The organism is Terrabacter sp. Ter38, from assembly GCF_024519435.1.
Classification (GTDB): Bacteria; Actinomycetota; Actinomycetes; order Actinomycetales; family Dermatophilaceae; genus Terrabacter.
Map to the genome: position 1 here is coordinate 100,395 of NZ_JALJRZ010000001.1, position 23,640 is coordinate 124,034.

Consider the following 23,640-nt stretch of genomic DNA (forward strand, 5'->3'; position numbering starts at 1 on the left):
GACGGCGCCCGATCACTTGAAGGGAGTGACGGGTGGGGCGACCGTGGCTGCGTCGAGGGTGTCGACGAGCTGGGGCACGACGTTGCTGCCGTCCTTCTTCAGGGTGGCCGTGAACATCGGCTGGAGCAGCGCGTGGTCCTCGGCGCGGATCTCGAGCGAGCCCTTGGGGCCCTCGAACGTCCAGCCCTCGAGGGCGGTCACCATCTTGTCGACGTCGCCGCCGCTCGACTCGAGGGCGTGGACGATCATCTGACCTGCCACGAAGCCGTCGTTGGTGAAGAGGTCGACGGTCGCACTCTGCTTCTTGAGGCCCGCGTCGAGCGCCTGGTAGGCGGCATTGTCCGCTGCGCCCTCGAAGAAGTGCGAGAGGAAGTTGATCTTCGTCGCGACCTCGCCGAAGAGGGCGTGCGTCGCCTTGATGTCGAGCCCGGTCACGACCTTCGTGGAGTCGAAGACACCCTGCTGCCCGAGGGTGGTCCACATCGCCGTGGCGTTGGCACCGGCCCAGGCGACGAAGAGCAGGTCGGGAGCGGAGCCCTTGACCTTCGTCGCGAACGGGGTCAGGTCGGTCGCGGCCGAGGGGACCTCGACGGCGCTCACCGTGGCTCCCTTGGCGCCGAGGACGGCCGTCACCGCGGAGACGTTGGCCTTGCCGAAGGCGCTGTCCTGCGCGAGCACCGTGACCTTCTTGCCCTTGACGTCACCGAGCATGCTGCCGGCGGTTGCGACGTCCTGGTAGGTTTGGCGACCCGAGCGGAAGGTGTAGCGGTTGGCACCGGTCACGGCGTCGGCGGCTGCCGGCCCCGAGATGAAGAGCACCTTGTTGTCCTTGGCCAGTGGAGCGACCTGCAGGGCCACGCCGCTCGACGTCGAGCCCGCGATGATCGTGTTGCCCTGCCCGATGAGGTCGGTCGCCGAGGCGACGGCCTTGGCCGGGTCGCCCGCGTCGTCCTGCTCGGTGATCTGGATGGGGCGGCCGGCGACCGCGCCGGTCCCCTGGGTGGCGTAGGCGATGCCGGCCGTGAGGCCTTGGCGGTACTGCTGGCCGTAGCTGGCCAGCGGGCCCGACTTCGAGTAGACGAGGCCGACCTTGTACGAGGCGCCGGCGGCTCCGGAGGCAGCCCCCGTGCCGTTGCCGGCGGCCGGTGCGCCCGGCTGGCCAGGAGAGCCGCAGGCCGCGACCGACAGCGTGATCATGGCGCTCGCGAGCGCGAGACTCCACCGCTTGGACACCGATGTCCTCCACCTCTGGCGGGCGCTCGCGCCTTTGCTGCAACGAGATCCGTTGACGCCCAACCGTTTCGGCGAAAGTAGTTCAGCCTCGAACGGCCCGCGGTGGGACCGGAGACCACAAAGCAGATGTCGGCATGTGTCTCGCCGCCACCCCGGTGCCGCACGGACCGCCGGATGAGGTTGACGTGTCCCTGGCAAGACACGCGCCCGTTCGCCCACGGAGCGACACACGCGGGCCGCGCGTCGCAGGCCGCAACGGGCCCGCCTGCCGCCGCGACTTGTGGATTCCTTACGGCCCGCCGACAGGGCCCTTACCGCCGGTCGAGGAGCCTGTGCGACGCGGCGCCGGAGGGGTTTGCTGAGGGGATCGACTCGGTCTACCCCTCGAAAGGCACACCTCATGAACCGCACATCCCCCAGCCGCGCACTCGTCGGCGCCGCCGCTGCAGCAGCCGGCGCTCTCGTTCTCACCGGCGTCCCTCTCAGCGCCTCAGCCCACGGGCCTTCGGTCTCCGGCCACGTCTACGAGGCGACGAACGACGCCTCGGGCAACGCGATCACCGTCTTCGACCGCTACGCCGACGGGTCACTCCGCCGGACTGGCGTCGTGGCGACCCGAGGCGCCGGGGCCGGCGCGTCGCTGCACTCGCAGGGTGGCGTGGCACGCGACGGACGTGTCGTCTTCGTCGTCAATGCCGGCGACGACTCGGTCTCGGCCCTGGCCGTGACGGGTCACGGTCTGGAACTGCGGGGCCGCATCAGCACGCACGGCGACTTCCCGGTCAGCGTCACGGTGAAGGGGGGCGTGGGCTACGTACTGAACCAGCGCAGCGACACGATCCGAGGCTTCCGATACGACGCCTCCGGCCGACTGCGCGACCTGCCGGGCTCCACCCGTCCGCTCACGCCCAATCCGGCAGGCGGCACCACCGACGCGGCGGAGATCTCCTTCGCCCCGAACGGACGTTCCCTCGTCGTCACCGAAAAGGCGTCGAACTCGATCGACACCTTCGCGGTCTCCGGCGGATACGCCGGCAGCGCCAGTCCCCACGCGTCGGCCGGCGCCGTCCCGTACGGCTTCGACTTCGACCGCCGGGGTCACCTCATCGTGTCCGAAGCGGGCACCGGATCGGCCTCGTCCTACCGGCTGAGCCACTTCGCCACGATCACCGGCGCCCTGGCGGACGGTGAGCAGGCCGCCTGCTGGCTGGTCGTCGGCGGACACCACGCTTTCGTCGTCAACGCGGCCAGCGCGTCGGTATCGACCTACCGGATCGCCGCAGACGGCTCACTGACGCTCGAGGCGGCGCGGGCTGCGTCGACCGGCGCAGGCCCGACCGACGCGGCGGTCTCGCCCGACGGGCGCTTCCTGTCCGTGCGGCTCGGCGACGGCTCGGTGCAGTCCTTCCGCATCGGCTCCCGGGGCACGCTGAGCCCGGCCGGCACGGCAACGGCCACCGCGGCCGGCACGTCAGGCCTCGTGACCGACTGACGGCGCTGCAGGCACGCTGGAGAGCGCTCTCCACGGACACGCAGCTGACCGGACGACGGTGGCCCCGGGGGGTGTCACCGTCACCGGTCAGCGGCGGCCCAGGAGACCGCGTGGTCGTGGTCGGTCTCAGAGCCGCCGCTCGAGGTCGGCGACGACCTGGTCGGCGGTGAGGCCCAGCTCCTCGAGGATCTGACCGCGCGAGGCGTGGTCGAGGAAGCGCTTCGGGATGCCGTAGGTGCGGACGGGCACGTCCACGTCCACCTCCCGCAGCGCGAGGGTCACGGCCGCGCCGACGCCGCCGCTGACGAGGTTGTCCTCGATGACGGCCACCGTCTTGGCGCGGCGTGCGAGCGCGACGACGTCGTCGCCGACGGGCAGCACCCACCGCGGGTCGACGACGCGGACGGTGCGTCCGTGGGCGGCGATCTTCTCGCCTGCCTCGATGGCGAGCCCGGCGAAGGCACCGACGCCGACGACGAGCAGGTCGACGTCGTCACCGGCGTTCTCGAAGAGCACGTCGACGTCGCCGATCGCGCGGACCGCGGTCAGCGGGTCGGCGACGTCGCCCTTCGGGAAGCGGATCACGGTCGGGCCGTCGGTGACGTCGACGGCCTCACGCAGCTGGAGCCTGACCTGCTCGCCGTCGCGGGGGGCGGCGAGGCGCAGCCCGGGCACGATCGAGGTGAGCGTCATGTCCCACATGCCGTTGTGCGAGGCTCCGTCACTGCCCGTGACGCCGGCCCGGTCGAGGATCAGGGTGATGCCCGCTCGGTGGAGCGCGCAGTCCATGAGGAGCTGGTCGAAGGCCCGGTTGAGGAACGTCGCGTAGACAGCCACGACGGGGTGCAGGCCGGCATAGGCGAGCCCGGACGCCATGGTGACGGCGTGCTGCTCGGCGATGCCGACGTCGAAGACACGGTCGGGATACGCGGCGGCGAAGCCGTCGAGGCCCACCGGGATGAGCATGGCGGCGGTGAGGGCGACGACGTCGGGACGCTCTGCCCCGATGGCTACCATCTCCTCGTTGAACTCGTCGGTCCAGATGCGGCCGGACACCTCGAACGGCAGCCCGGTCTCGGGGTTGAACTTGCCGACGCCGTGGAACTGGTCGGCCTCGTCGTCGATGGCCGGCTGGTAGCCACGGCCCTTCTGGGTGATGACGTGCACGATGACAGGGCCGCCGAAGTCCTTGGCCTTGGCCAGCGCCCGCTCGAGCGCCTGCTCGTCGTGGCCGTCGACGGGACCGATGTACTTCAGGCCGAGGTCCTCGAACATGCCCTGGGGGGCGACGATGTCCTTGATGCCCTTCTTGACGCCGTGGAGCGTCTCGAACATCGCGCCGCCGACGACCGGCGTCTTGGCGAGTGACCGCTTGCCCCACTCGAGGAACCGCTCGTAGCCACGGGTCGTCCGCAACGTGGCCAGGTGGTCGGCGAGGCCGCCGATCGTCGGTGCGTAGGAGCGCTCGTTGTCGTTGACGACGATGACGAGCGGCAGGGTCTTGTCGACGGCGATGTTGTTGATCGCCTCCCACGCCATCCCACCGGTCAGGGCGCCGTCACCGATGACGGCGACGGTGTGCCGGTCGCTCTCCCCCGAGAGTCGGCGGCCCTTGGCGATCCCGTCAGCCCACGAGAGCGCGGTCGAGGCGTGCGAGTTCTCGACGACGTCGTGCTCGGACTCTGCGCGGCTCGGGTAGCCCGACAGTCCGCCCTGCTTCTTGAGCTTGCTGAAGTCGTGCCGCCCGGTGAGCAGCTTGTGCACGTAGGCCTGGTGGCCCGTGTCGAAGACGAGGGTGTCACGGGGCGACTCGAAGACCCGGTGCAGCGCGATCGTCAGCTCGACGACGCCGAGGTTCGGGCCGAGGTGTCCACCGGTCTTGGAGACCTCGGTGACGAGAAAGGTGCGGATCTCCTCCGCCAGCGCCAGCAGCTGGGTCGCCGGCAGCGCCTTGAGCGCCGCCGGGCTCGTGATCGTCTCCAGCAGGGCCACGCTGCCTCGTCCTCTCGGTGGTGTCGTCGACCCACTCGGGTGGGTCGACCGAGTCTACGGGTCAACGTCCGGCGGCTCCCAACCGTGCGCACGAGGGCCTGTCGATCTCGTCACACGACCCTCACACGGGCGCCCCGACGCACGACCTCCCCGACGTCCCCGGCCTGAGGCCGTCAGAGACGGGGCGCGAAGACCTTGCCCTGGAGCGCCTCGTGGAGCAGCCGTGCCGAGCGCGAGGCCGCCAGCAGCCGGATCCCCTCGGCCTCGATCTGCCCGAGGATCTCGGTCAGGGCGTCCGCCGGCACGTGCGGCCCGATGGCGACGCGCGCCTCACGCCACGCGTCACGCATCGCCACGACCTGTCCGTCGAGGTGCCGACCGGCCAGCCACGCGAGCGCGATGGGGTGACGCCGCCACCCGTCATACGCGCGGTAGTCGGGAGGGCACTGGTCGAGCAGCCACAGCACGGCGCGGTCCTCCCAGCCCGGCGTGTGGGCCGGCGGGACGCCCGGCGGCCACCCCGGAGGGGTGTGGCCTCGAGACGCAGAGGAGGTCGGAGTCGGCATGCTCCCAGTCTGCCTCGCCTACGCTCGGACCATGACGACGGTCAGCTGGGTCACGGCCTTCCTCGACCTCCCGCCCGACGTCCACGCGGCGGGCACCCACTTCTGGTCGGCCGTGACGGGGTATGCCGTGTCGGCGGCTCGCGGGGACGACGCGGAGTTCACGACGTTGCTCCCCCCGGTCGGTGACCCCTACCTCAAGATCCAGCGCACCGCCGCGGACGACGCAGCCGTACCCGGGACCCACCTCGACCTCCACGTCAGCTCGGCCGCAGAGTCGGCGGCCCGGGCCGAGGGCCTCGGCGCCCGGGTCATCCACCGGTCGAAGCTCGGCTACGTCGTCCTCCGCTCCCCGGGCGGCTTCGTCTTCTGCTTCGTCCACGAGCCGCTCGCCCGACGTCCCTGGCCGACCCGGTGGCCCCAGGAGCACGAGAGCGTCGTCGACCAGGTGTGTCTCGACATCCCGGCCGCTGCGTACGAGACCGAGTGCACCTTCTGGTCCGACGTGACCGGCTGGCCGCTGCGCGGGTCGGTGCGCCGCCCGGAGTTCCGTCACCTCGTGCGTCCGGACGGCATCCCGCTGCGTCTGCTGCTGCAGCGGCTCGTCGAGCCGGCGACCGGGCGGGTCACCGGCCACCTCGACCTGGCCTGCGACGACCGGTCGACGGAGGTCTCTCGACACGTGGGCCTCGGCGCTGCCGTCGTCGCCGACCACGGCAGCGGCTGGACCACACTGCGCGACCCCACCGGCTGCCTCTACTGCATCACCGACCGCGACCCGAGGTCGGGCCTCGGTCGGTGATGCCGCGACCGCTCCGGCGTCGGGCGTCAGGTCACCAGTTGGGCTCGTGCGCCGGCGCCGGGGGCAGCGGTCGGTCGGCCGGCCGGATGACGTAGACGATGCCCCCGCTGTGCGGCACCCAGACGTTCTCGAACTGCTCCCGGTCGTAGACGACGCGCACCTGGTCGTCGCTCGCGACGAGGTGCGAGGCGGGGTCGTTGCACACGACGTCACCGGACTCGGTGAAGCCGACGACGACCATGAGGTGGCCGTTGGTGCCGTAGCCCGCGCCCTTGAGCTCGCCCTTCTTGAACGACACCGACACGACGAGGGGGATGCCTGCGGCGACGAACGCCTCGGCCTCGGTCAGGGTGCGCAGTCGCGTCACGAAACCGCGAAGGTCGCCGCGTGTGGCGGCATACGCGGTGTTGAAGGGCCAGTTGCCGGCGCCGTCGTAGGTGTAGTCGAAGACGTGGCGCGCCGTGAAGTCGACCTGGGCGTCGGCCGGGGGGTCGACCCACGCGGTCTCGGACGCCGTCGGCCCGGCACCCCAGTAGGCGACCACCATCGACGTCGAGGTGGGTGAGCACCAGGCCTCGCCGCCGTTGTCCCACTGCGGGTAGTGCCCGACGTGCACCTCCTGCGAGTAGGTGGGGACGTCGAGGGTCGTGCCGCAGGCGGGTCCGTTGGGGCTGCGCGGCACCTTCTTGGCATCAGGCAGGGCCGAGGCCATCGCCCCGACGACGGAGACCGAGGGCGTGTCGGACGTGCCGCGGGGGCGCAGCAGCCGGACCTCGAGCTGCCAGTCCGTCAGGGAGTAGCCGGTGCGGGTCGCGAGGGTGTCGGTGAAGACGGTCGCCACGGTGTCGCCCTGGCCGGCGACCGAGGTGCGGTGGATGCCGCCTCCGTCCGCAGGGTCCTCGGCCGCCCAGCGGCCCAGCACGTAGTCCTTCGTCGTCGTGCCGCCGCTGGTGCCGCGGACGCGCACCTCGACCCACGAACCGCCGGGCGTCGCCGCGTTCCAGGAGGCCACGAGCTCGGTCAGGCCGAAGCCCGGGGTGACGACGGGCGAGGTCCACGTGGCGACCTCGTAGGTGACCGGGGTGCCCGCCGTGGCGTGCGGGTCGGTGTAGTCGAGAGTGCGGTCGAACGGCCCGAACACGAGGTCAGCGCCGGACCACGAGGTGTAGTGGACGTGCCGGGCGGCCCCGCCCTTCTTGCTCTCGGCCGCGCGGGCCCGCGGCGCGTCGGAGACGCCGACGAGAGCGGCACCGGCGGCAGCGCTGGCGGCCGCACCGGCGAGCAGCGAGCGACGGCTGGGCTGGAACGGGGCGGCTGAGACGGTGGAGCGACTGGGCATGGCACACCTTCCGGAGGGGGATCGCGCGGCCAGTCAACACCCGGTCCTCGCCCCGTGGGGCGTTGGCGTCGCAGATTCTCGCGATGAGGACCTGTCGCGGAGGAAGAGGGACGCGTCAGCCCCAGTTCGGCTCGGAGGGCGGGGACGGCAGCACGACGTCGCGCGGGTGCATGACGTAGGCCAGGCCTCCGTTGGTGCCGAGCCAGACCCGTTCGAACTGGTCGCGGCGGTAGATGGTGCGCACCTGCTCGTTGCTGGCGATGCGATGGGAGTTGGGGTCGTTGGACACGACATCCCCCGCGTCCGTGAAGCCGACGACGGTCAGCAGGTGACCGTTCGTCTCGTAGCCGGCGCCGTCGAGCTCGTCCTCGCGGAAGCCCACGGACACGACGAGCGGGATGCCCGCCGCGACGAATGCCTCGACCTCGGTGAGGTCACGCAGTCGGGTCACGTAGGCCCGCAGACCCCGCGCGCCGGCATACGCGGTGTTGAAGGCCCAGTTGCCCGCGCCCCCGTAGGCCAGGTCGTAGACGCGGCGCACGCCGTGCACCACCTCCGGGTCGGTGTCGTGTCCGACCCACGAGGCCTCGTCCCGAGAGGGCGCTCTCCCCCAGTGCTCGAGGATCATCGTCATCGACGTCGGAGAGCACCACGACTGCCCGCCGTTGTCCCACTGGGGGAACGTCCCGACGTGCAGCCGCTGCGAGTGCGGTGGGACCGCGACCTCGTGACCACGCCCCACACCGGGTCGGCTCGTGGACTCGTCAGGCGTGACGGCGAAACGTGAGGCCGCGCCGGCGACGAGCGTCACCGTGGGCCAGGCGATCTCGGCGCCCGGGAGCGCGAGGGCCGTGACGCGCAGCTGCCACCGGTCGACGCCCCGCCCGGGCGCCGACAGCCACGTGTCCGTCGAGACCCTTCCGGCGTCGAAGGCCTGGTCCGGCACCGTGGTCCGGGTGATCGGTGACTCCCCCGCCGGATCGTCCTCGCCCCACCGGGCGAAGGAGAACCAGGGCGTCCAGCCGCCGTCGTCACCCACCCTCCCCTCGATCCGGAGCCACGTGCCGGCCGGCGTGCGCGCGTTCCACGAGGGGATGAGCTCCGTTGCCACGAAAGGGGACTCGACGACCGGCGACTCCCAGACCCGGGCGCGGTACGTCACCGCCTCGGCTCCGTCGACGTGGACGTCGGCGTAGTCGACGTCAGGTGCCGGCGACCAGTCGAAGCCGGTGTCCCACACGGTCAGGATGGCGTGTCGCTCGGTCACGCGACGAGCATGCCATCCGGGCGCGTCTGCCGTCCGGCCGGGTCCCCGAGTGTCCGCACACGCGACGGGCCCGTATGCCGTGGCGCACGGCATACGGGCCCGTCGGGCGTGCTGGCCTGCCGGTCAGCTGTTGACGAGGGACCGCAGGACGTACTGCAGGATGCCACCGTTGCGGTAGTAGTCCGCCTCACCGGGGGTGTCGATGCGCACGACGGCATCGAACTCGACCGTCTCGCCCGACTCCTTGGTGGCGACGACCTTGACGGTCTTGGGCGTCGTGCCCTCGTTGAGGGCCGTGATGCCGGTGACCGAGAACGTCTCGGTGCCGTCGAGGCCGAGCGAGTCGGCGTTCTGGCCTGCCGGGTACTGCAGCGGGATGACGCCCATGCCGATGAGGTTGGAGCGGTGGATGCGCTCGTAGCTCTCGGCGATGACGGCCTTGACGCCGAGCAGGCTCGTGCCCTTGGCGGCCCAGTCGCGCGAGGAGCCGGAGCCGTACTCCTTGCCCGACAGGATGACGAGCGGCGTGCCGGCAGCGGCGTAGCTCTGCGCGGCGTCGTAGATCGTCGACTGCTCGCCGCCGTTGGTGAAGTCCCGCGTGAAGCCGCCCTCGACGCCGTCGAGGAGGAGGTTCTTCAGGCGGATGTTGGCGAACGTGCCCCGGATCATGACCTCGTGGTTGCCGCGGCGCGAGCCGTAGGAGTTGAAGTCCTTGCGCTCGATGCCGTGGTCGGCGAGGTACCTGCCCGCGGGGCTGTCGTTCTTGATCGCGCCGGCCGGGCTGATGTGGTCGGTCGTCACGGAGTCGCCGAGCTTGGCGAGCACGCGCGCACCTTCGATGTCGGCGACCGGGGTCGTGTCCATCGACATGCCGTCGAAGTACGGGGGCTTGCGGACATAGGTCGACTCGCCGTCCCACGCGAAGGTGTCACCCTCGGGCGTCGGCAGCGACTTCCAGCGCTCGTCGCCGGCGAAGACGTCGGCGTAGTCCTCGGTGAACATCTCCTGGCTGATCGAGGCCGCGATGGTGCGCTCGACGTCGGCCGGAGCCGGCCAGATGTCCTCGAGGAAGACGTCCTTGCCGTCCGTGTCCTGACCGAGTGGCTGCGACGCGAAGTCGAAGTCCATCGTGCCGGCGAGGGCGTAGGCGATGACGAGCGGCGGGCTCGCGAGGTAGTTCATCTTGACGTCGGGGTTGATGCGCCCCTCGAAGTTGCGGTTGCCCGAGAGGACCGACGTGACGGCGAGGTCGTTGTCGTTGATCGCGGTGGAGATCTCCTCGTTGAGCGGGCCCGAGTTGCCGATGCAGGTCGTGCAGCCGTAGCCGACGAGGTGGAAGCCGAGCTTCTCGAGGTAGGGCCACATGCCGGCCTTGTCGTAGTAACCCGTCACGACCTTGGAGCCCGGTGCCATCGACGTCTTGACCCACGGGGCGACCGAGAGGCCCTTCTCGACGGCGTTCTTGGCGAGCATCGCGGCTGCCATCATCACCGACGGGTTGGACGTGTTGGTGCAGCTCGTGATCGAGGCGATCGAGACGATGCCGTGGTCGATCTCGAACTCGCGACCCTCGGCGTCGGTGACCGACACCTTCTTCGACGGGCGGCCGCTGACACCACCGGAGTCGGCTGGGCGGTCGCCGCCGTTCGTGCCCTCGACGGTGCCCTGCGGCGTCGGGTCGCTGGCCGGGAAGGACGAGGCGGCACCCGCGTCACCCTCCTCGTGCGCGACGTAGGTCGGGAGCACCTTGCGGAAGGCGTCCTTGGCGTCGGTGAGCGCGATGCGGTCCTGGGGACGCTTCGGGCCGGCGATCGACGGGACGACCGTCGAGAGGTCGAGCTCGAGGTACTCGCTGTAACGGGCCTCCGGCTGGTCGGGACCGGCCTTGAGCCACATGCCCTGCTCCTTGGCGTACGCCTCGACGAGGGCGACGCTCTCGTCGGACCGTCCGGTGAGGCGCAGGTAGTCGAGGGTGACCTCGTCGATCGGGAAGATCGCGCACGTCGAGCCGAACTCGGGGCTCATGTTGCCGATGGTGGCGCGGTTGGCGAGCGGCACCTGCGAGACGCCCTCGCCGTAGAACTCGACGAACTTGCCGACGACGCCGTGATTGCGCAGCATCTCGGTGATCGTGAGGACGACGTCGGTGGCCGTGGCGGCGACCGGGATCGAGCCGCTCAGCTTGAAGCCGACGACGCGCGGGATGAGCATCGAGACGGGCTGGCCGAGCATGGCCGCCTCGGCCTCGATGCCGCCGACGCCCCAGCCGAGCACGCCGAGGCCGTTGACCATCGTGGTGTGCGAGTCGGTGCCGACGCAGGTGTCGGGGTAGGCGACGCGCTCGCCGTCGATCTCGCGGACCATCACGGTGCGGGCGAGGTGCTCGATGTTGACCTGGTGGACGATGCCGGTGCCCGGCGGGACGACCTTGAAGTCGTCGAACGCGGTCTGGCCCCAGCGCAGGAACTGGTAGCGCTCGCGGTTGCGCTGGTACTCGATCTCGACGTTGCGCTCGAAGGCGTCGGCGCGGCCGAAGACGTCGATGATGACGGAGTGGTCGATGACGAGCTCGGCCGGGGCGAGCGGGTTGATCTTGGCCGGGTCGCCGCCGAGGTCGGCGACGGCCTCACGCATCGTGGCGAGGTCGACGACGCAGGGCACACCGGTGAAGTCCTGCATGATCACACGCGCGGGCGTGAACTGGATCTCGGTGTCGGGCTCGGCGTTCTCGTCCCACGAGCCGACCGCGTTGATGTGGTCGGCGGTGATGTTCGCGCCGTCCTCGGTGCGCAGGAGGTTCTCGAGGAGGACCTTGAGGCTGTACGGCAGGGTCTCCTGCCCCTTCACCCCTGCGAGGCGGTAGATCTCGTAGGACTGGCCACCGACCTCGAGGGTCCCCTTGGCCTTGAAGCTGTCAACACTGCCCACGACGGGCTCCTTCCAGCAACTCTGATGTCACGGTGCTCGATTTATCTTGACGTCAAGATATATCTAACCACACGCGTTCGTCCTTGTCAGTCCACCCCTACCCGCCCATCCTTCCCTCCGCTCGCGCCGTTGTCGCCCCCCCCGGACGTCTCACCCGGCCCTTCTCCCGCAGTGATGGGACCGCTCCCCGTGACGGGTCGACGCGCCGACCACAGCAGTCCCTCGACCGGGACACCCGCTTCGAGGCGGAGGTGCACACGGGTCACCTCGACGTGCTCCAGGCCCGCGGCGAGGCAGACCGACCGCAGGTACTCCTCCCCATGCGCGTAGCGCCCCGACGACGTGAGCCGCCAGTCCCCCACCGTGTCGACCAGCCGCTCGACGGTCGCCACGAGGACGCCCCCGGGCCGCAGCGCCCACCCTGCCGCCGTGGTCGTCGGGCCGAGGTCCCCGAGATAGCAGAGCGTGTCCGCACCGACGACGACGTCGTATGCCGTGGGCTCGGCCCGGAGGAATGCGCTGAGCTCCGCGCGATGCAGGACGTCGTAGCAGCCGCGCACCTGCGCGAGCCGGAGCATGTTGACCGAGAGGTCGCAGCCGACGAGGGTGCGCGCCCACGGTCGGACGAGTGCCCCGACGAGGCCCGTGCCGCAGCCGAGGTCTGCCACGTCGAGCTCGGCCGCGGGCCGGCCCAGCACCGCGGCGACCCGGTCCGCGACGAGCTCGGGGGCGCGGTAGCCGAGGCCGGCGAGGTGGGGGTCGAAGGCCTCGGCAGTGGCGTCGAAGAGTGTCTCGACGTAGTCGTCCGGCGCCCGGTCCGGCGGGGGCAGGCCGCCCAGCGCTGCAAGGCGGTGTCGGGCGCCAGGATGGTCGGGGTCGACACGCACCCACCGACGCACGAGCTCGAGTGCCCGGACTTCGTCACCGTCAGCGGTCAGGGCCAGCACGGCCGCGGTCACGGCAGCGCGCCCGAGCGAACTCTCCCCCTCGAGCTCGAGGGTCCTGAGCCCGGCCTCCCCGGCACGAACCGGATCCCCGGCCAGCCGCAGCGCGGTGGCGAGGTTGGCCCACGTCGGGGCGTCGGCCGGGTGGACCGCAAGGCTGGACTCGTAGGCCGCGACGGCGGCCGCCGGGTCCCCGGCCTCCAGACGCATGTTGCCGAGGTCGTTGTGCAGGCTCGCGAGCACCATCGGGTCGGTGGCCACCGAGATGGCCTCGGTGACGAGCCGCTCTGCGGCGGCGTCGTCACGACGCAGGTGCGCTGCGACCGCCCGAAGGTGCAACACGCGTGGGTCCTCTGGAGTCCGTGTCGCCGCGGCGAGCGCCGCCTCGGCACCCGCACCATCGCCCGCGCGCACGCACGCGAACGCCCGCTCGAGCACCTCGTCCAGCGGGACGTGATGCAGGTTCGCACTGTCGGGGCCGGAGGTCAGCCCATCTTGTTGGATCGGATGTCCCACGTGACGCTGGACGTTCGTCCGGTCGCACCCCCGCCGGGGCCGGGCTCCGCGTAGTCGAAGCGAATCCACGCGGGCTGGAGGGCGACCTCCTCGTCGACGTCGTCCTCCTCACCGGAGACCAGGACCTCGGTGACGACGAGGTCCTTCATCGTCACCGTGAGGAAGTCCTTGCGAGCGCCGGGATGGGCGACGTTGAGCGTCGCGTCCTTGAGATGCTTACCGGTCGCGGCGAACGACGCAAGGCGGGGCGAGGCGAGGTCGTAGCGGTGCACGATCCTGAACTCATGGGCCCGCGCACGTCCGGACCCTCCGCCGCCGCCGGAGCCGTTCGTCTGGGTCGTCACACCCCAGTTCCACGAGACCACGTCGATCGCGCCCTTGTGGTCCTTGCTCTGGCTGCTGCCGTCGATCCCGTCGAACTTCATGAACGCATCCATGTCGCCTCCACCCGATGCCGAGCACGTCCGTCGACGCTAGCACCGCGACGCTGTGCGCCAGAAGACCTTCAGACGAGTCGGTCGACAGGTCCTTCACCCGTCAGGGCGTCCCGGAAGTGGGGATCGAGGTCGGCCTTCGCGCCGGCCCCGGTGTCGAACCACACGTAGGTGATGACGCACGTGGCCGTGAGGAGCGGGTGCTCGCCCCGGCGCCAGATCTCGTGGCGGAGGGTGAACGACGAGGTGCCGATGCGGTCGACGACCACGCGGATGTCGGCATGGTCGAGCGGCTTGAGACTCGCCGTCCAGTCGATCTCCGCGTGCCGGACGAGGGCGAGCCGGTGCTCGTCAGCGAAGCGGTAGGGCCCGTAGCCGAGATGGTCGAGGAAGGCCATCTTCGCGTCCTCGCACCACGTCAGGTAGTGGGAGTTGAAGACGACGCCGGCGAGATCGATCTCGGAGAACTTCACGGCCACGGGATAGCTGAACGACATGGCCCCATGGTCTCGTGACGGCCACCTGCCCTGGTCGTCAGGTCCCTCCGGTGCCCAGTCCGTCGGTCAGGTCGGACACGGCGAGCGCAGCGTCCTGACCGATCGCGGCGTCCACAGCCCGCGGTGCGCCGACCCATCCGCCGGGTACGCCGGCCGACGCATCGGGCTCGCCGGCGGTTCCCCGTGTCGCAGTCGAGCCGCGCCTCATGCAGCGTCGAGCCTCACGTCCGCGGGGCGGCTCACGTAGGAGCGTCGGGTCGGCGAGGTCCAGGTGCATGTCCCGTCGGCGTCCATCGTCAGCGTCCAGCCGGCGTGGTGCTTGAAGCCGTGGTGCGTGCGACACAGGCAGACCAGGTTGGACTCCGAGGTCGGGCCGTCGGGGAAGCGCACGACGTGGTCGAGGTCGCATCGCCGTGCCGCGACGCCGCACCCGGGGAAGCGGCAGGTGCGATCGCGGTCTCGAATCCGCTGGGAGAGAGTGCCATTGGGTCGATACCTGGCCGGGTCACGCGCGACCGTGACGCCGGTCAACGCGTCGGCTCGAGTCACGCGCAGCACGACATCAGGGTCAGACAGGATCTCTGCCAGCACCGCCGACAGCATCCAGCCGAACCGTGGATGTCTGACGCCCACCTCCGGTGGTCGCCATCTTCCCTCGCGCCCGAAAAGCTCGGACCCGATGGCGTGCTCCGGTGCCAAGGGCGGGCCGACGACGTGTGCCAGGTCGAAGCCAGCGGCGCCGCGTTCGGCGAGCCTGCTCAACTCGTCGCCGCCTCCCGATGGAGGTGCCGGGGCGCCGCGTTCGGCGAGCCTGCTCACCTCGTCGCCGCCTCCCGATGGAGGTGCCTCTGCGCCACATGGCGTGCCCGGCACTCTCCCGGAGTCGCTGGCGACGGGACGCGCTCCCACGCCTCCAAGCACTGCGAACCCCCCTGGACCTGGCGGATCCGTGAACGTGGGCACGACCAGCTCGACGGTCGTGGACACCTGGGCGCTGCCGAGCAGCAGGTCGAGGAAGGCGTCCGCCCGGGCCTGGTCGATCGAACGGGCAGGATCAGCGCGCACGTACTCGTGAGCCAGCTCGTCGACGGCACCCCACGCCTGCATCGAGTCCCGCGCCGGCAGCGAGGCCTTCCACCACGTGGTACCCGGGTCGAGGCCCGGCTCCACCCGGACGAAGCGGTCACACAGACCGTGCTCCGATCGGCGATGAACGGCGGCCGGGTCGACCGCCGTGGCGGCACGCTCGCACTCGCGTCGGAGCCGAGCGGGTGTCAGGGACTCCACCCCGCCTCTCTCCATGACGACGGCTTCGAAGGCCGGGCGAGCATCGACCGCGACGAGTCCGGCCTGGTTCACCATGACGCTGGTCTGCCGCTGGGTGAGGCGCCCGTCGAGTGCGGACGCCAGCGTGCGCGGGAGGTCCTCGACCAAGCAGAGAGCATCGGAGACCCGCGACTCGGCGCCACGTGGGGTCGAGCGCAGGATGGGCGCGACGCTGGAGGCGACGATCTTCACCGACGACGGGCGGTACTCGGACCCGTCGGACCAGTCCCCGTCGAGGTCAGCGAGATCGAGCTCCTCACGGCGGACGCAGGCGGCCAGAGCCAGGTCCTGGACGGCGCTGAGGACGTTCATCGCGCGCTGTGCGACCGCAAGGACCGCCTCGGCGCTTGCCGTGTCGAGGGTGCGCAGCCGCTCTGGCACCACGCGACCCACGACGGCCGCCTGCGCGACCGGCGCCAGTGCATCGAAGACATCCGCCGGGATCTGGGTGACGAACGCCAGCACGCCACCGGCAGCGACCTCGCTGCTCTTGGTGGCGCTCCCCGACTCCATGTTCGAACGCTAGTACGAGCCACCGACACTCCCCTGCGAGGTGGATCCGTCGAGGAGACGCGCTTCCCGTCGCGAGCTCAGGCGCTCGTGGACTCGCCTCGTGGCTCCAGCACGGCGATGCACTCGACGTGGTGGGTCATCGGGAAGGCGTCCCAGGCCTCGAGCGAGACGAGGTCGTAGCCGTGCGTCCCGGCGGCCCTGACGTCGCGGGCCAGGGCTGCGGGGTCGCACGCGACGTAGACGATCCGTCGGGGTCCCATCCGGGCCAGCAGTGCCATGACGTCCTTGCCGGCGCCCGTGCGTGGCGGGTCGAGCACGGCCAGGTCGGCCGTCACGTCCTGGCCGACGAGCGATCGCAGCTCGCGGTCGACGCGGTTGGCGCGCCACTCGACGTTCTCGAGGTGCTCGGTGTTGGCCGACCCGTTCTCGACGGCTCGGCGGTCGCCCTCGACGCCGAGGACGAAACCGTCCGGCGCGACGAGCTCGCCGAGTCGCATCGTGAAGAGACCCGAGCCCGCGAAGAGGTCGAGGACGCGGTCCCCCACCTCCGCCCCGAGCAGGGCCGACACACGTGACAGGAAGGTCGTGGCCGCGCCCGGATGTACCTGCCAGAAGCCCCGAGCCGAGACGACGTACTCGCCCTCCCAGTCCCCGTCGCGGGCCAGCTCACCGACGAGGCCACCGCCGCCACCACTCCCACCCTCGGGCGCGGGCACCGGCACGAGCACCGGCTCCTCGGGGTGCACGGCGTCGATGACGTCGACCGACTCGAGGTCGGGCCACTCGGTGTCGAGCACGCCGGAGTCGATGACGGCCCGCGTGGCGATGAGGCAGTCCTCGACGGGCACGATCTCGCTCGACCGATGCCCGCGCAGTCCGGCGCGCCCGGCTCCGTCGACGGCGAACTCGACCCGGCTGCGCCAGCGCAGTCCTTCCTCGTCGCCCGGCACCGGCCGGACGACGACATCGACGTCGAGCCCGGCGACGCGGGCGAACTGCTCCCGCACGACGGCACCCTTGAGCGCCCGCTGTGTCTCCAGGGACGCGTGCTGGAAGTCGCAGCCACCACACAGGCCCGGGGCGGCATACGGGCAGGGCGCGGCCACACGGCCCGGCGCGGCCTCGAGCACCTCCACGGCGTCGGCGCGCACGAAGCTGTCACCGACGCGGCCCTCCGTGACGCGGGCGACGACGCGCTCACCGGGCAGCGTGTGGCGCACGAAGACGACCTGACCCTCGTGGCGGGCCACGCAGTGGCCGCCGTGGGCGACGGGTCCGACCTCGACGCTCCACTCCCTCCCGACGAGGGACTCGCCGCCGGCGGCCCGCTCGCGGTTCTGGCGACCGCTCACAGCGCTCCACCGCGCACCGAGCCGCTGATGGGCGGCTCGTCGATCCAGTCGCGCTCGGCGCCCTCGGACGACTGGAGCTGCCACGGGACGCTGACGACCATGACACCGGGGGTGAAGAGCAGCCGGGCCTTGAGGCGCAACGCGCTCTGGTTGTGCAGCACCTGCTCCCACCACTTCCCGAGGACGTACTCCGGCAGGTAGACCGTGACGATGTCACGGGGGTTGCCGCTGCGGATCGACCGGACGTAGTCGAGGATCGGCTTGGTGATCTGGCGGTAGGGCGAGGACAGCACCTTGAGCGGCACCGGGATCTCGCGCTTGTCCCACTCGTCGAGGAGCGCCTGCGTCTCGTCGGGGTCGACGTCGACCGTCACGGCCTCGAGGTACGACGGTCGGCTCGCCCGGGCGTACGCCAGCGCGCGCATCGTCGGCTTGTGCACCTTGGAGATGCAGACGATGGCGTGCACGTGGCTCGGCAGCATCGGCCGCTCGACGGCCCAGTCGATGGCCAGCTCGTCGCGCACCCGGTCGTAGTGCTTCTTGATCCCGAGCATGACGACGAAGAGGACGATCATCGCGAGGATCGCGTACTTCGCGCCCGCCTGGAACTTCGTGATGAGCACGACGACGAGCACGGTCGCCGACATGGCGGCACCGACGGCGTTGATGACGCGCGAGCGCTGCATCCGGGCCCGTTCCTTGGGGTTGCGCTCGAGCCTGAGGTGGCGCGTCCAGTGCCGCACCATGCCGACCTGGGAGGTGGTGAACGAGACGAACACCCCGACGATGTAGAGCTGGATCAGCGCGGTGACCTCGGCCTTGAAGACGATCACGAGGACGATGGCTGCCCCGGCCAGGATGAGGATGCCGTTGCTGAACGCGAGGCGGTCGCCGCGCGTGTGCATCTGCCGCGGCAGGTAGCCGTCACGGGCGAGGATCGAGCCGAGCACCGGGAAGCCGTTGAACGCCGTGTTGGCGGCGAGGACGAGGATCAGGCCGGTGACGATCGAGACGAAGACGACGCCGATCGGGACGTTCGCGAAGACCGACTCGGCGAGCTGGCCGATGGCCGTGTGCTGCACGTAGGAGTCGCCGACCGGCTGCCCGTCGCGCAGCAGCTGGGCGCCTGGGTCGTCGGCGATCTTGACGCCGGTCCACTGGCTGAGCGCGATGATCGAGCCGAGCATGACGACCGACAGCGTGCCCATGAGGAGCAGGGTCGTGGCGGCGTTGGTGCTCTTCGGCTTCTTGAAGGCCGGCACGCCGTTGCTGATGGCCTCGACGCCGGTGAGGGCCGCGCAGCCGGACGAGAAGGCCCGGAGCAGCAGGAAGGCTGCGGCGAGCCCGGTGAGGCCCTGGCCCTCCTCGGGCTTGAGCGTCAGGCCCGCGCTCTCGGCCGGGGTGAGGGTCCCCGTGAAGTGCTGGATGAAGCCGTAGATGCCCATGCCGATGATGGCGAGCATGAAGGCGTAGACCGGCACGGCGAAGGCCTTGCCCGACTCGCGCACCCCACGCAGGTTCATCGCCGTGAGGAAGGCGATGAGGGCCACCGCGACGATGACCTCGTGCCCGCGCACGAACCCGAGCACCGTGGCGGCGTTCTGCACACCGGACGAGATCGACACGGCGACGGTCAGGACGTAGTCGACGAGGAGGGCGCTGGCGACGGTGAGTCCCGCCCGCGGTCCGAGGTTGACGGTCGCGACCTCGTAGTCGCCGCCGCCCGAGGGGTAGGCGTGGACGTTCTGCCGGTACGAGGCCACGACGACGACCATGACGAGGACCACCGCGATCGTGACCTGCCAGCTGTGCGTCGCGACGAAGGTGCCACCGGCGAGGCCCAGCATGAGCAGGATCTCGTCGGGCGCGTAGGCCACCGAGGAGAGCGCGTCGCTCGCGAAGATCGGCAGCGCGAGCCGCTTGGGCAGGAGGGTCTCCCCGAGCTTGTCGCTGCGCATCGCGCGACCGAGGAGGAGGCGCTTGAACAGCGAACCGGTACCGGGCACGACGCAACTGTATGACGGATCGTCCCCCCGCACTGACCCACTCCGGACGTCGCCGACACGGCCCCGAGAACGTATGCCGTCCCGGCCGTTTCGCTCCCCCGTCCGGCCCGCGCGGCCGGCAGGGTGAGCGACGGCGTCACGGTGTAGCGTCGCGTCCGTGCACTTCGTCATCATGGGATGCGGCCGCGTCGGGTCGACCCTCGCCCGCACCCTGGGCCGCAACGGCCACGACGTCGCCATCATCGACGCGGACGCCTCCGCGTTCCGCCGGCTGGGCACCTCCTTCGAGGGCCAGACCGTCACGGGCATCGGTTTCGACCGTGACACCCTCGTCGCCGCCGGCATCCGTGACGCGTATGCCTTCGCGGCCGTGAGCAGCGGCGACAACTCCAACATCCTCGCCGCCCGTGTGGCCCGCGAGACGTTCGGGGTCGAGCACGTCGCGGCCCGCATCTACGACCCCCAGCGCGCCATGGTCTACCAGCGCCTCGGCATCCCGACCGTCGCGACGGTGCGCTGGACGGCCGACCAGATGATCCAGCGGCTGCTGCCGCAGGGCGCCGTGCCCGAGCTGACCGACCCGAGCGGCAAGATCGTCATCGCCGAGGTCCCCCTCGCAGAGGGCTGGGTCGGCCGACACCTCACCGACCTCGAGGAGCAGACCGGCGCCCGCGTCGCCTACGTCACCCGGCTCGGCGAGGGCACGCTCCCCCGGCCCGACATGGTCGTCCAGCAGGGCGACCTCGTGCACCTCACCGTCCCGCGCGACGACCTCGCTCGCGTCGAGCGACTCTGCGACCAGGCCCCGGCCGCCCACTGACCGGCACAGGAGAAAACAACCCCATGCGCGTCGTCATCGCCGGAGCCGGGAGCGTCGGCCGCTCCATCGCCCGTGAGCTGCTCGGCAACGGGCACCAGGTGCTGCTCATCGACAAGGACGCCGACGACGTCCAGGCCTCGCGCGTGCCCGAGGCCTCCTGGCTGCTCGCCGACGCGTGCGAGCTCGCCGCCCTCGAGGAGGCCCGGCTCGAGGAGTCCGACGTCTGCGTCGCCGCCACCGGCGACGACAAGGCCAACCTCGTGCTCTCGCTCCTCGCCAAGACCGAGTTCGGCGTCCCGCGCACCGTTGCGCGCGTCAACAACCCCAAGAACGAGTGGATGTTCGACGAGTCGTGGGGCGTCGACGTCGCGGTCTCGACCCCACGCCTGATGACGGCGCTCATCGAGGAGGCGGTCAGCATCGGCGACCTCGTGCGCATCTTCGAGTTCCAGCAGGGGCGGGCCTCGATGGTCGAGATCACCCTTCCCGAGGGCAGCCCCTTCGCGGGGCGCCGCGTCGGTGACGTCGACTGGCCGACCGACACCGTGCTCGTCGCCATCATCCGCGAGGAGCGTCCGCTCGCTCCGACGCCCGACGACGCGATCGAGGCCGGCGACGAGCTGCTCTTCATCACGACGACGGAGCAGGAGGACCGGCTCCAGGACCTCGTCGCGCCGGGTGACCGCCACCACACGACCCTCGAGGACTGACCCCGGGTCGCCGAGGCGTGGCGTCAGGCGAGCCGCGCGGGGTCGATCGGGGTGCGCCCACGGAGCAGGATGGCGCCCATCGCCGTGATGGCGAGCAGGTAGGCAGGCCAGCCGAGGACCACCTTGGCCACCCCCAGCGCGGCCACCTGCTCGGCGAGGTAGAGCGGCACCATGATCGAGAGCCGCACGACGTTGAGCGCGATGAGCACCCAGGCGAGCCGTGCCGCGACGGTGACGATGCCGGAGTGGCGACGCCACCACGTCGGGTCCTCGGCGAACGCCTCGGGCTCGGCGACGCCGACGACGAAGCCGAAGAGCGGCCACCGCGTCAGGTTCGTCACGAGCAGCAGGACGAGCAGACCGGCGTTCTGGAGCATGCCCGGCAGGAAGGCGTCCTCCGCGCGACCCGACCGCAGCGCGAAGAAGGCCGAGATCCCGACGCCGGCGGCGGCATACGCGATGAAGCGGGGGTCCTGCCGCTGGACGAGACGGACGAGCAGGAGGAGGCCCACGAGGACACCGGCGACCACGAGCGAGGTGCGGAGGTTCTCGGTGCGCGCCCACACGAGGGCGAACGCCAGGGTCGGGACGGCCGACTCGACGGCGCCGCGCCAACCGCCGATGGCATCGGACAGCTTGTCGCGGAGCAGCTCCTCGACCGTGTCGTAGCGGCGCAGGTCGGCCTCCGACCGGACGACCCCGTCGCCCTCCTTCGTGCGTTCCCCGCCCGGGCCCACGGCCCTGCCGTCGGCGTCAGCCATGCGCCTGCCCCGCCCGGCCGATGAGCTCGTACGCCGGGTTGAACATCGTCTTGACCTTCCGACGGGTGGTGATGCGGCCCGTGGCCTGGATCTTGACGCCGGGGATGATGCCGGCGATGCGTCGCCGGCCGAGCCACACGAGGTGCAGAGACTCGGTGCCGTCCCAGACCTCGACGTCGAGGGCGGGGGTCTCCTCGCGCGGGCGCAGCGTCACGGAACGCACCTCGCCGCAGACGGTGACGGTGATGCGCTGGGGCGCGTCGCCGATGTGCACGACGCCGTCGAGGTCCGAGGACTCACGGCGCAGCTCGGCCGCCTCGATCTCGTGCGACGAGCGCGTGAGGCGGTCGGTGAGCCGGCGCAGGGCGCCGGGCTGGCCCGTGGTCACGGGTGCGTCCGGCTGGGACGCGGTTCGAGACACGGGCGGGCCATCAACGGACCTCGGTGATCTCGGGTCCGCGCTCGAACGGGCTGAGGTCGGGGCCGCCCTCGGCTGCGCCCTCCTCGGCCTGGACGGCGCCGTCTGCGTCGGGCAGGCGCAGCGGGAGCAGCTCGCGAGGAGGCATGGCCTCGTCGCCGCGGTCGATGACCGTCGTCCGGATGACGTCGTGCACCGCCTCGGCCGCGGCCGGCTCGATCGCGGCGCGGCCGGACACGACGGCGCGGAGGAACCAGCGGGGGCCGTCGACGCCGACGAAGCGGGCCGGCATGAAGACGGTGCGGCCGTCCGGTCCGGCCTGCGGCATCCGGGTCAGGAGCTCCTCGCCGAACTCGCCGGTGAGCACCTCGGCGGTGCCGCCGGCATCGACGATGCTCGCGGCGATCTCGTTGCGGATGTCGATCCAGACGCCCTCGGTGCGCGGGGCCGCGAAGGCCTGCAGCTGCACCGCCGACTCACCGATGACGGCGGTCACGCCCGTGATCTGCTGCTCCTGCTCGTTGACCTCGAGGCGCAGCTCCATACCCTGCTGTCCACGCAGCCAGATGGCGCCGAGGTTGAGGTAGTCGGAGTCGTCCTCGACCTCGCTGCGGTCGAGCGGGCGGGACGTTGCCGGAGCGGTCGTGTCACCGTCTGCCTCGCCGTCGAACGCGCCGTCCTCGGCGAGCTCGTCCTGCTCGAGGTCGTCGTCACGGTCCACCGCATCGGTGTCCGGGCGGTCCTTCGACTTGCCCCGGCTGAAGAGTCCCACGTCATTCCGTCCTTTGAGTCCTGCTGCACGGTGGGCACGATGCCCGGCCGCGGTCGTCGGCGCTGACGCAGCGCCCGGCGAACCGTATCCGATGATCACGCCCCGGTGGGCGTCTCCCCCGGTGTCGGCGAGGCGACGCCGCCGGTGGCGAACCCACCGGTGGATCCGTGTCCAGTGTCCCCCCGACTGGTCTCGTCGAGCGAATCCACCTCGACGAAGTGCACGCGCTCGACCCGCTGGACGATCAGCTGGGCGATGCGGTCGCCGCGCCGGACCGTGAACGGCTCGCGCGGGTCGAGGTTGACGAGGTTGACGAGGATCTCGCCCCGGTACCCCTCGTCGACCGTCCCGGGGGCGTTGACGATGGAGATGCCGTGGCGTGCCGCGAGGCCGGAGCGCGGGTGCACGAAGCCCGCGTGGCCGGCGGGAAGCGCCAGCGCCACCCCGGTCGGGACGAGGACGCGCTCCCCCGGCTGGATCGTCACGTCGACACGGGAGCAGAGGTCGGCGCCGGCGTCACCGGGGTGCGCGTAGCCGGGCAGGGCCAGGTCGGGGTCGAGCCTCCGGACCGGGACAGCACAAGGGTCGGTCACGAGGACCGACCCTACTTGCTCCTGACCGTGCTGCTGCCCGGTGTGGAATGCGCTCAGGCGGCGCACTCCGTGCAGATCATCATGCCGTTGCTCTCCTTGGCGAGCTGGCTGCGGTGGTGGACGAGGAAACAACGCCCACAGGTGAACTCGTCGGCCTGCTTGGGCAGGACGCGCACCGACAGCTCCTCACCGGAGAGGTCGGCACCCGGAAGCTCGAAGCCCTCGGCCTGCTCGGTCTCGTCGACGTCCACGCTGGACGACGTCTTGTCGACCCGACGGGACTTCAGCTCCTCGATGGAGTCTTCGCTCAGATCGTCGTCAGTCTTGCGTGGCGCGTCGTAATCGGTTGCCATCTCGTTGTC

The 23,640-nt window shown here is 71.0% G+C and carries 21 protein-coding genes; 4 read left to right on the forward strand and 17 right to left on the reverse strand.

The genetic code is table 11. The annotated features are described in order from the left end of the window. Positions 1–12 precede the first annotated feature (12 nt). A complete protein-coding gene (locus tag NR112_RS00455) occupies positions 13–1,233 on the reverse strand; it encodes a substrate-binding domain-containing protein (protein WP_256792025.1) in 1,221 nt (406 codons plus the stop codon). A 400-nt stretch (positions 1,234–1,633) separates the two neighbouring features. Here NR112_RS00455 and NR112_RS00460 point away from each other — a divergent pair, with 400 nt between their 5' ends. Continuing rightward, the gene (locus tag NR112_RS00460; RefSeq protein ID WP_256792026.1) at positions 1,634–2,725 is read left to right on the forward strand and encodes a beta-propeller fold lactonase family protein; all 1,092 of its coding nucleotides are present in this window, start codon (positions 1,634–1,636) and stop codon (positions 2,723–2,725) included. Positions 2,726–2,851: 126 nt separating this feature from the next. Here the strand turns inward: NR112_RS00460 and dxs are convergent, their stop codons facing one another. Further along, positions 2,852–4,717, reverse strand: a complete 1,866-nt coding sequence (gene dxs, locus NR112_RS00465; protein WP_256792027.1) for a 1-deoxy-D-xylulose-5-phosphate synthase — start codon at positions 4,715–4,717, stop codon at positions 2,852–2,854. A 173-nt stretch (positions 4,718–4,890) separates the two neighbouring features. Beyond that, on the reverse strand, positions 4,891–5,283 hold the full coding sequence (locus tag NR112_RS00470; protein WP_256792028.1) for a hypothetical protein: 393 nt from the start codon (positions 5,281–5,283) through the stop codon (positions 4,891–4,893). A 31-nt stretch (positions 5,284–5,314) separates the two neighbouring features. On the opposite strand from NR112_RS00470, the gene NR112_RS00475 reads away from it, so the two are divergent. Further along, entirely contained in the window at positions 5,315–6,082 is a 768-nt protein-coding gene (locus tag NR112_RS00475; protein ID WP_256792029.1) for a VOC family protein, read from the forward strand. Positions 6,083–6,113: 31 nt separating this feature from the next. Here the strand turns inward: NR112_RS00475 and NR112_RS00480 are convergent, their stop codons facing one another. The 9 genes from NR112_RS00480 to NR112_RS00520 all read right to left on the reverse strand — a co-directional run bounded on the left by NR112_RS00480 (position 6,114) and on the right by NR112_RS00520 (position 19,156). Further along, positions 6,114–7,421, reverse strand: a complete 1,308-nt coding sequence (locus tag NR112_RS00480) for a peptidase C39 family protein (RefSeq protein WP_256792030.1) — start codon at positions 7,419–7,421, stop codon at positions 6,114–6,116. Positions 7,422–7,536: 115 nt separating this feature from the next. Beyond that, positions 7,537–8,688, reverse strand: a complete 1,152-nt coding sequence (locus tag NR112_RS00485) for a C39 family peptidase (RefSeq protein ID WP_256792031.1) — start codon at positions 8,686–8,688, stop codon at positions 7,537–7,539. 123 nt (positions 8,689–8,811) lie between these two features. Next, positions 8,812–11,616, reverse strand: a complete 2,805-nt coding sequence (acnA, locus tag NR112_RS00490) for an aconitate hydratase AcnA (RefSeq protein WP_256792032.1) — start codon at positions 11,614–11,616, stop codon at positions 8,812–8,814. Positions 11,617–11,702: 86 nt separating this feature from the next. After that, complete coding sequence (locus tag NR112_RS00495) at positions 11,703–12,902, reverse strand: methyltransferase (protein ID WP_256792033.1); 1,200 nt, start codon at positions 12,900–12,902, stop codon at positions 11,703–11,705. Positions 12,903–13,045: 143 nt separating this feature from the next. Beyond that, the gene (locus NR112_RS00500) at positions 13,046–13,501 is read right to left on the reverse strand and encodes a type VI secretion system tube protein Hcp (RefSeq protein ID WP_256792034.1); all 456 of its coding nucleotides are present in this window, start codon (positions 13,499–13,501) and stop codon (positions 13,046–13,048) included. 80 nt (positions 13,502–13,581) lie between these two features. Beyond that, positions 13,582–14,007 (reverse strand): thioesterase family protein, encoded by a 426-nt coding sequence (locus tag NR112_RS00505; RefSeq protein WP_256792035.1) that lies wholly within the window; start codon positions 14,005–14,007, stop codon positions 13,582–13,584. A gap of 204 nt (positions 14,008–14,211) precedes the next feature. After that, positions 14,212–15,846: an HNH endonuclease signature motif containing protein gene (locus NR112_RS00510; RefSeq protein WP_256792036.1), complete on the reverse strand. Its 1,635-nt coding sequence runs from the start codon at positions 15,844–15,846 to the stop codon at positions 14,212–14,214. A 77-nt stretch (positions 15,847–15,923) separates the two neighbouring features. Then, positions 15,924–17,198 carry a TRAM domain-containing protein gene (locus tag NR112_RS00515; protein ID WP_256792037.1) on the reverse strand — a complete coding sequence of 425 codons (1,275 nt, stop codon included), beginning with the start codon at positions 17,196–17,198 and terminating at the stop codon, positions 15,924–15,926. After that, complete coding sequence (locus NR112_RS00520) at positions 17,195–19,156, reverse strand: APC family permease (protein WP_256792830.1); 1,962 nt, start codon at positions 19,154–19,156, stop codon at positions 17,195–17,197. Before NR112_RS00520 ends, NR112_RS00515 begins: the two co-directional genes overlap by 4 nt. Before the next feature lie 205 nt (positions 19,157–19,361). Here NR112_RS00520 and NR112_RS00525 point away from each other — a divergent pair, with 205 nt between their 5' ends. Both NR112_RS00525 and NR112_RS00530 read left to right on the forward strand, forming a co-directional pair. Continuing rightward, entirely contained in the window at positions 19,362–20,024 is a 663-nt protein-coding gene (locus NR112_RS00525; RefSeq protein WP_020145522.1) for a TrkA family potassium uptake protein, read from the forward strand. A 23-nt stretch (positions 20,025–20,047) separates the two neighbouring features. Next, positions 20,048–20,734 (forward strand): TrkA family potassium uptake protein, encoded by a 687-nt coding sequence (locus NR112_RS00530; RefSeq protein WP_256792038.1) that lies wholly within the window; start codon positions 20,048–20,050, stop codon positions 20,732–20,734. Between the two features lie 23 nt (positions 20,735–20,757). Here NR112_RS00530 and NR112_RS00535 read toward each other — a convergent pair whose 3' ends face one another. The 5 genes from NR112_RS00535 to NR112_RS00555 form a co-directional block, all read right to left on the reverse strand. Next, positions 20,758–21,495 (reverse strand): DUF3159 domain-containing protein, encoded by a 738-nt coding sequence (locus tag NR112_RS00535; RefSeq protein ID WP_256792039.1) that lies wholly within the window; start codon positions 21,493–21,495, stop codon positions 20,758–20,760. After that, positions 21,488–21,883, reverse strand: coding sequence for an OB-fold nucleic acid binding domain-containing protein (locus tag NR112_RS00540; protein WP_056781255.1), 396 nt, complete (start codon positions 21,881–21,883; stop codon positions 21,488–21,490). Before NR112_RS00540 ends, NR112_RS00535 begins: the two co-directional genes overlap by 8 nt. 43 nt (positions 21,884–21,926) lie before the next feature. Beyond that, positions 21,927–22,685, reverse strand: a complete 759-nt coding sequence (locus NR112_RS00545; RefSeq protein WP_256792040.1) for a DUF3710 domain-containing protein — start codon at positions 22,683–22,685, stop codon at positions 21,927–21,929. Positions 22,686–22,780: 95 nt separating this feature from the next. Then, entirely contained in the window at positions 22,781–23,278 is a 498-nt protein-coding gene (gene dut / locus NR112_RS00550; RefSeq protein WP_256792041.1) for a dUTP diphosphatase, read from the reverse strand. Between the two features lie 53 nt (positions 23,279–23,331). Beyond that, positions 23,332–23,631 (reverse strand): DUF4193 domain-containing protein, encoded by a 300-nt coding sequence (locus NR112_RS00555; protein WP_020145516.1) that lies wholly within the window; start codon positions 23,629–23,631, stop codon positions 23,332–23,334. Between the last annotated feature and the right edge of the window lie 9 nt (positions 23,632–23,640).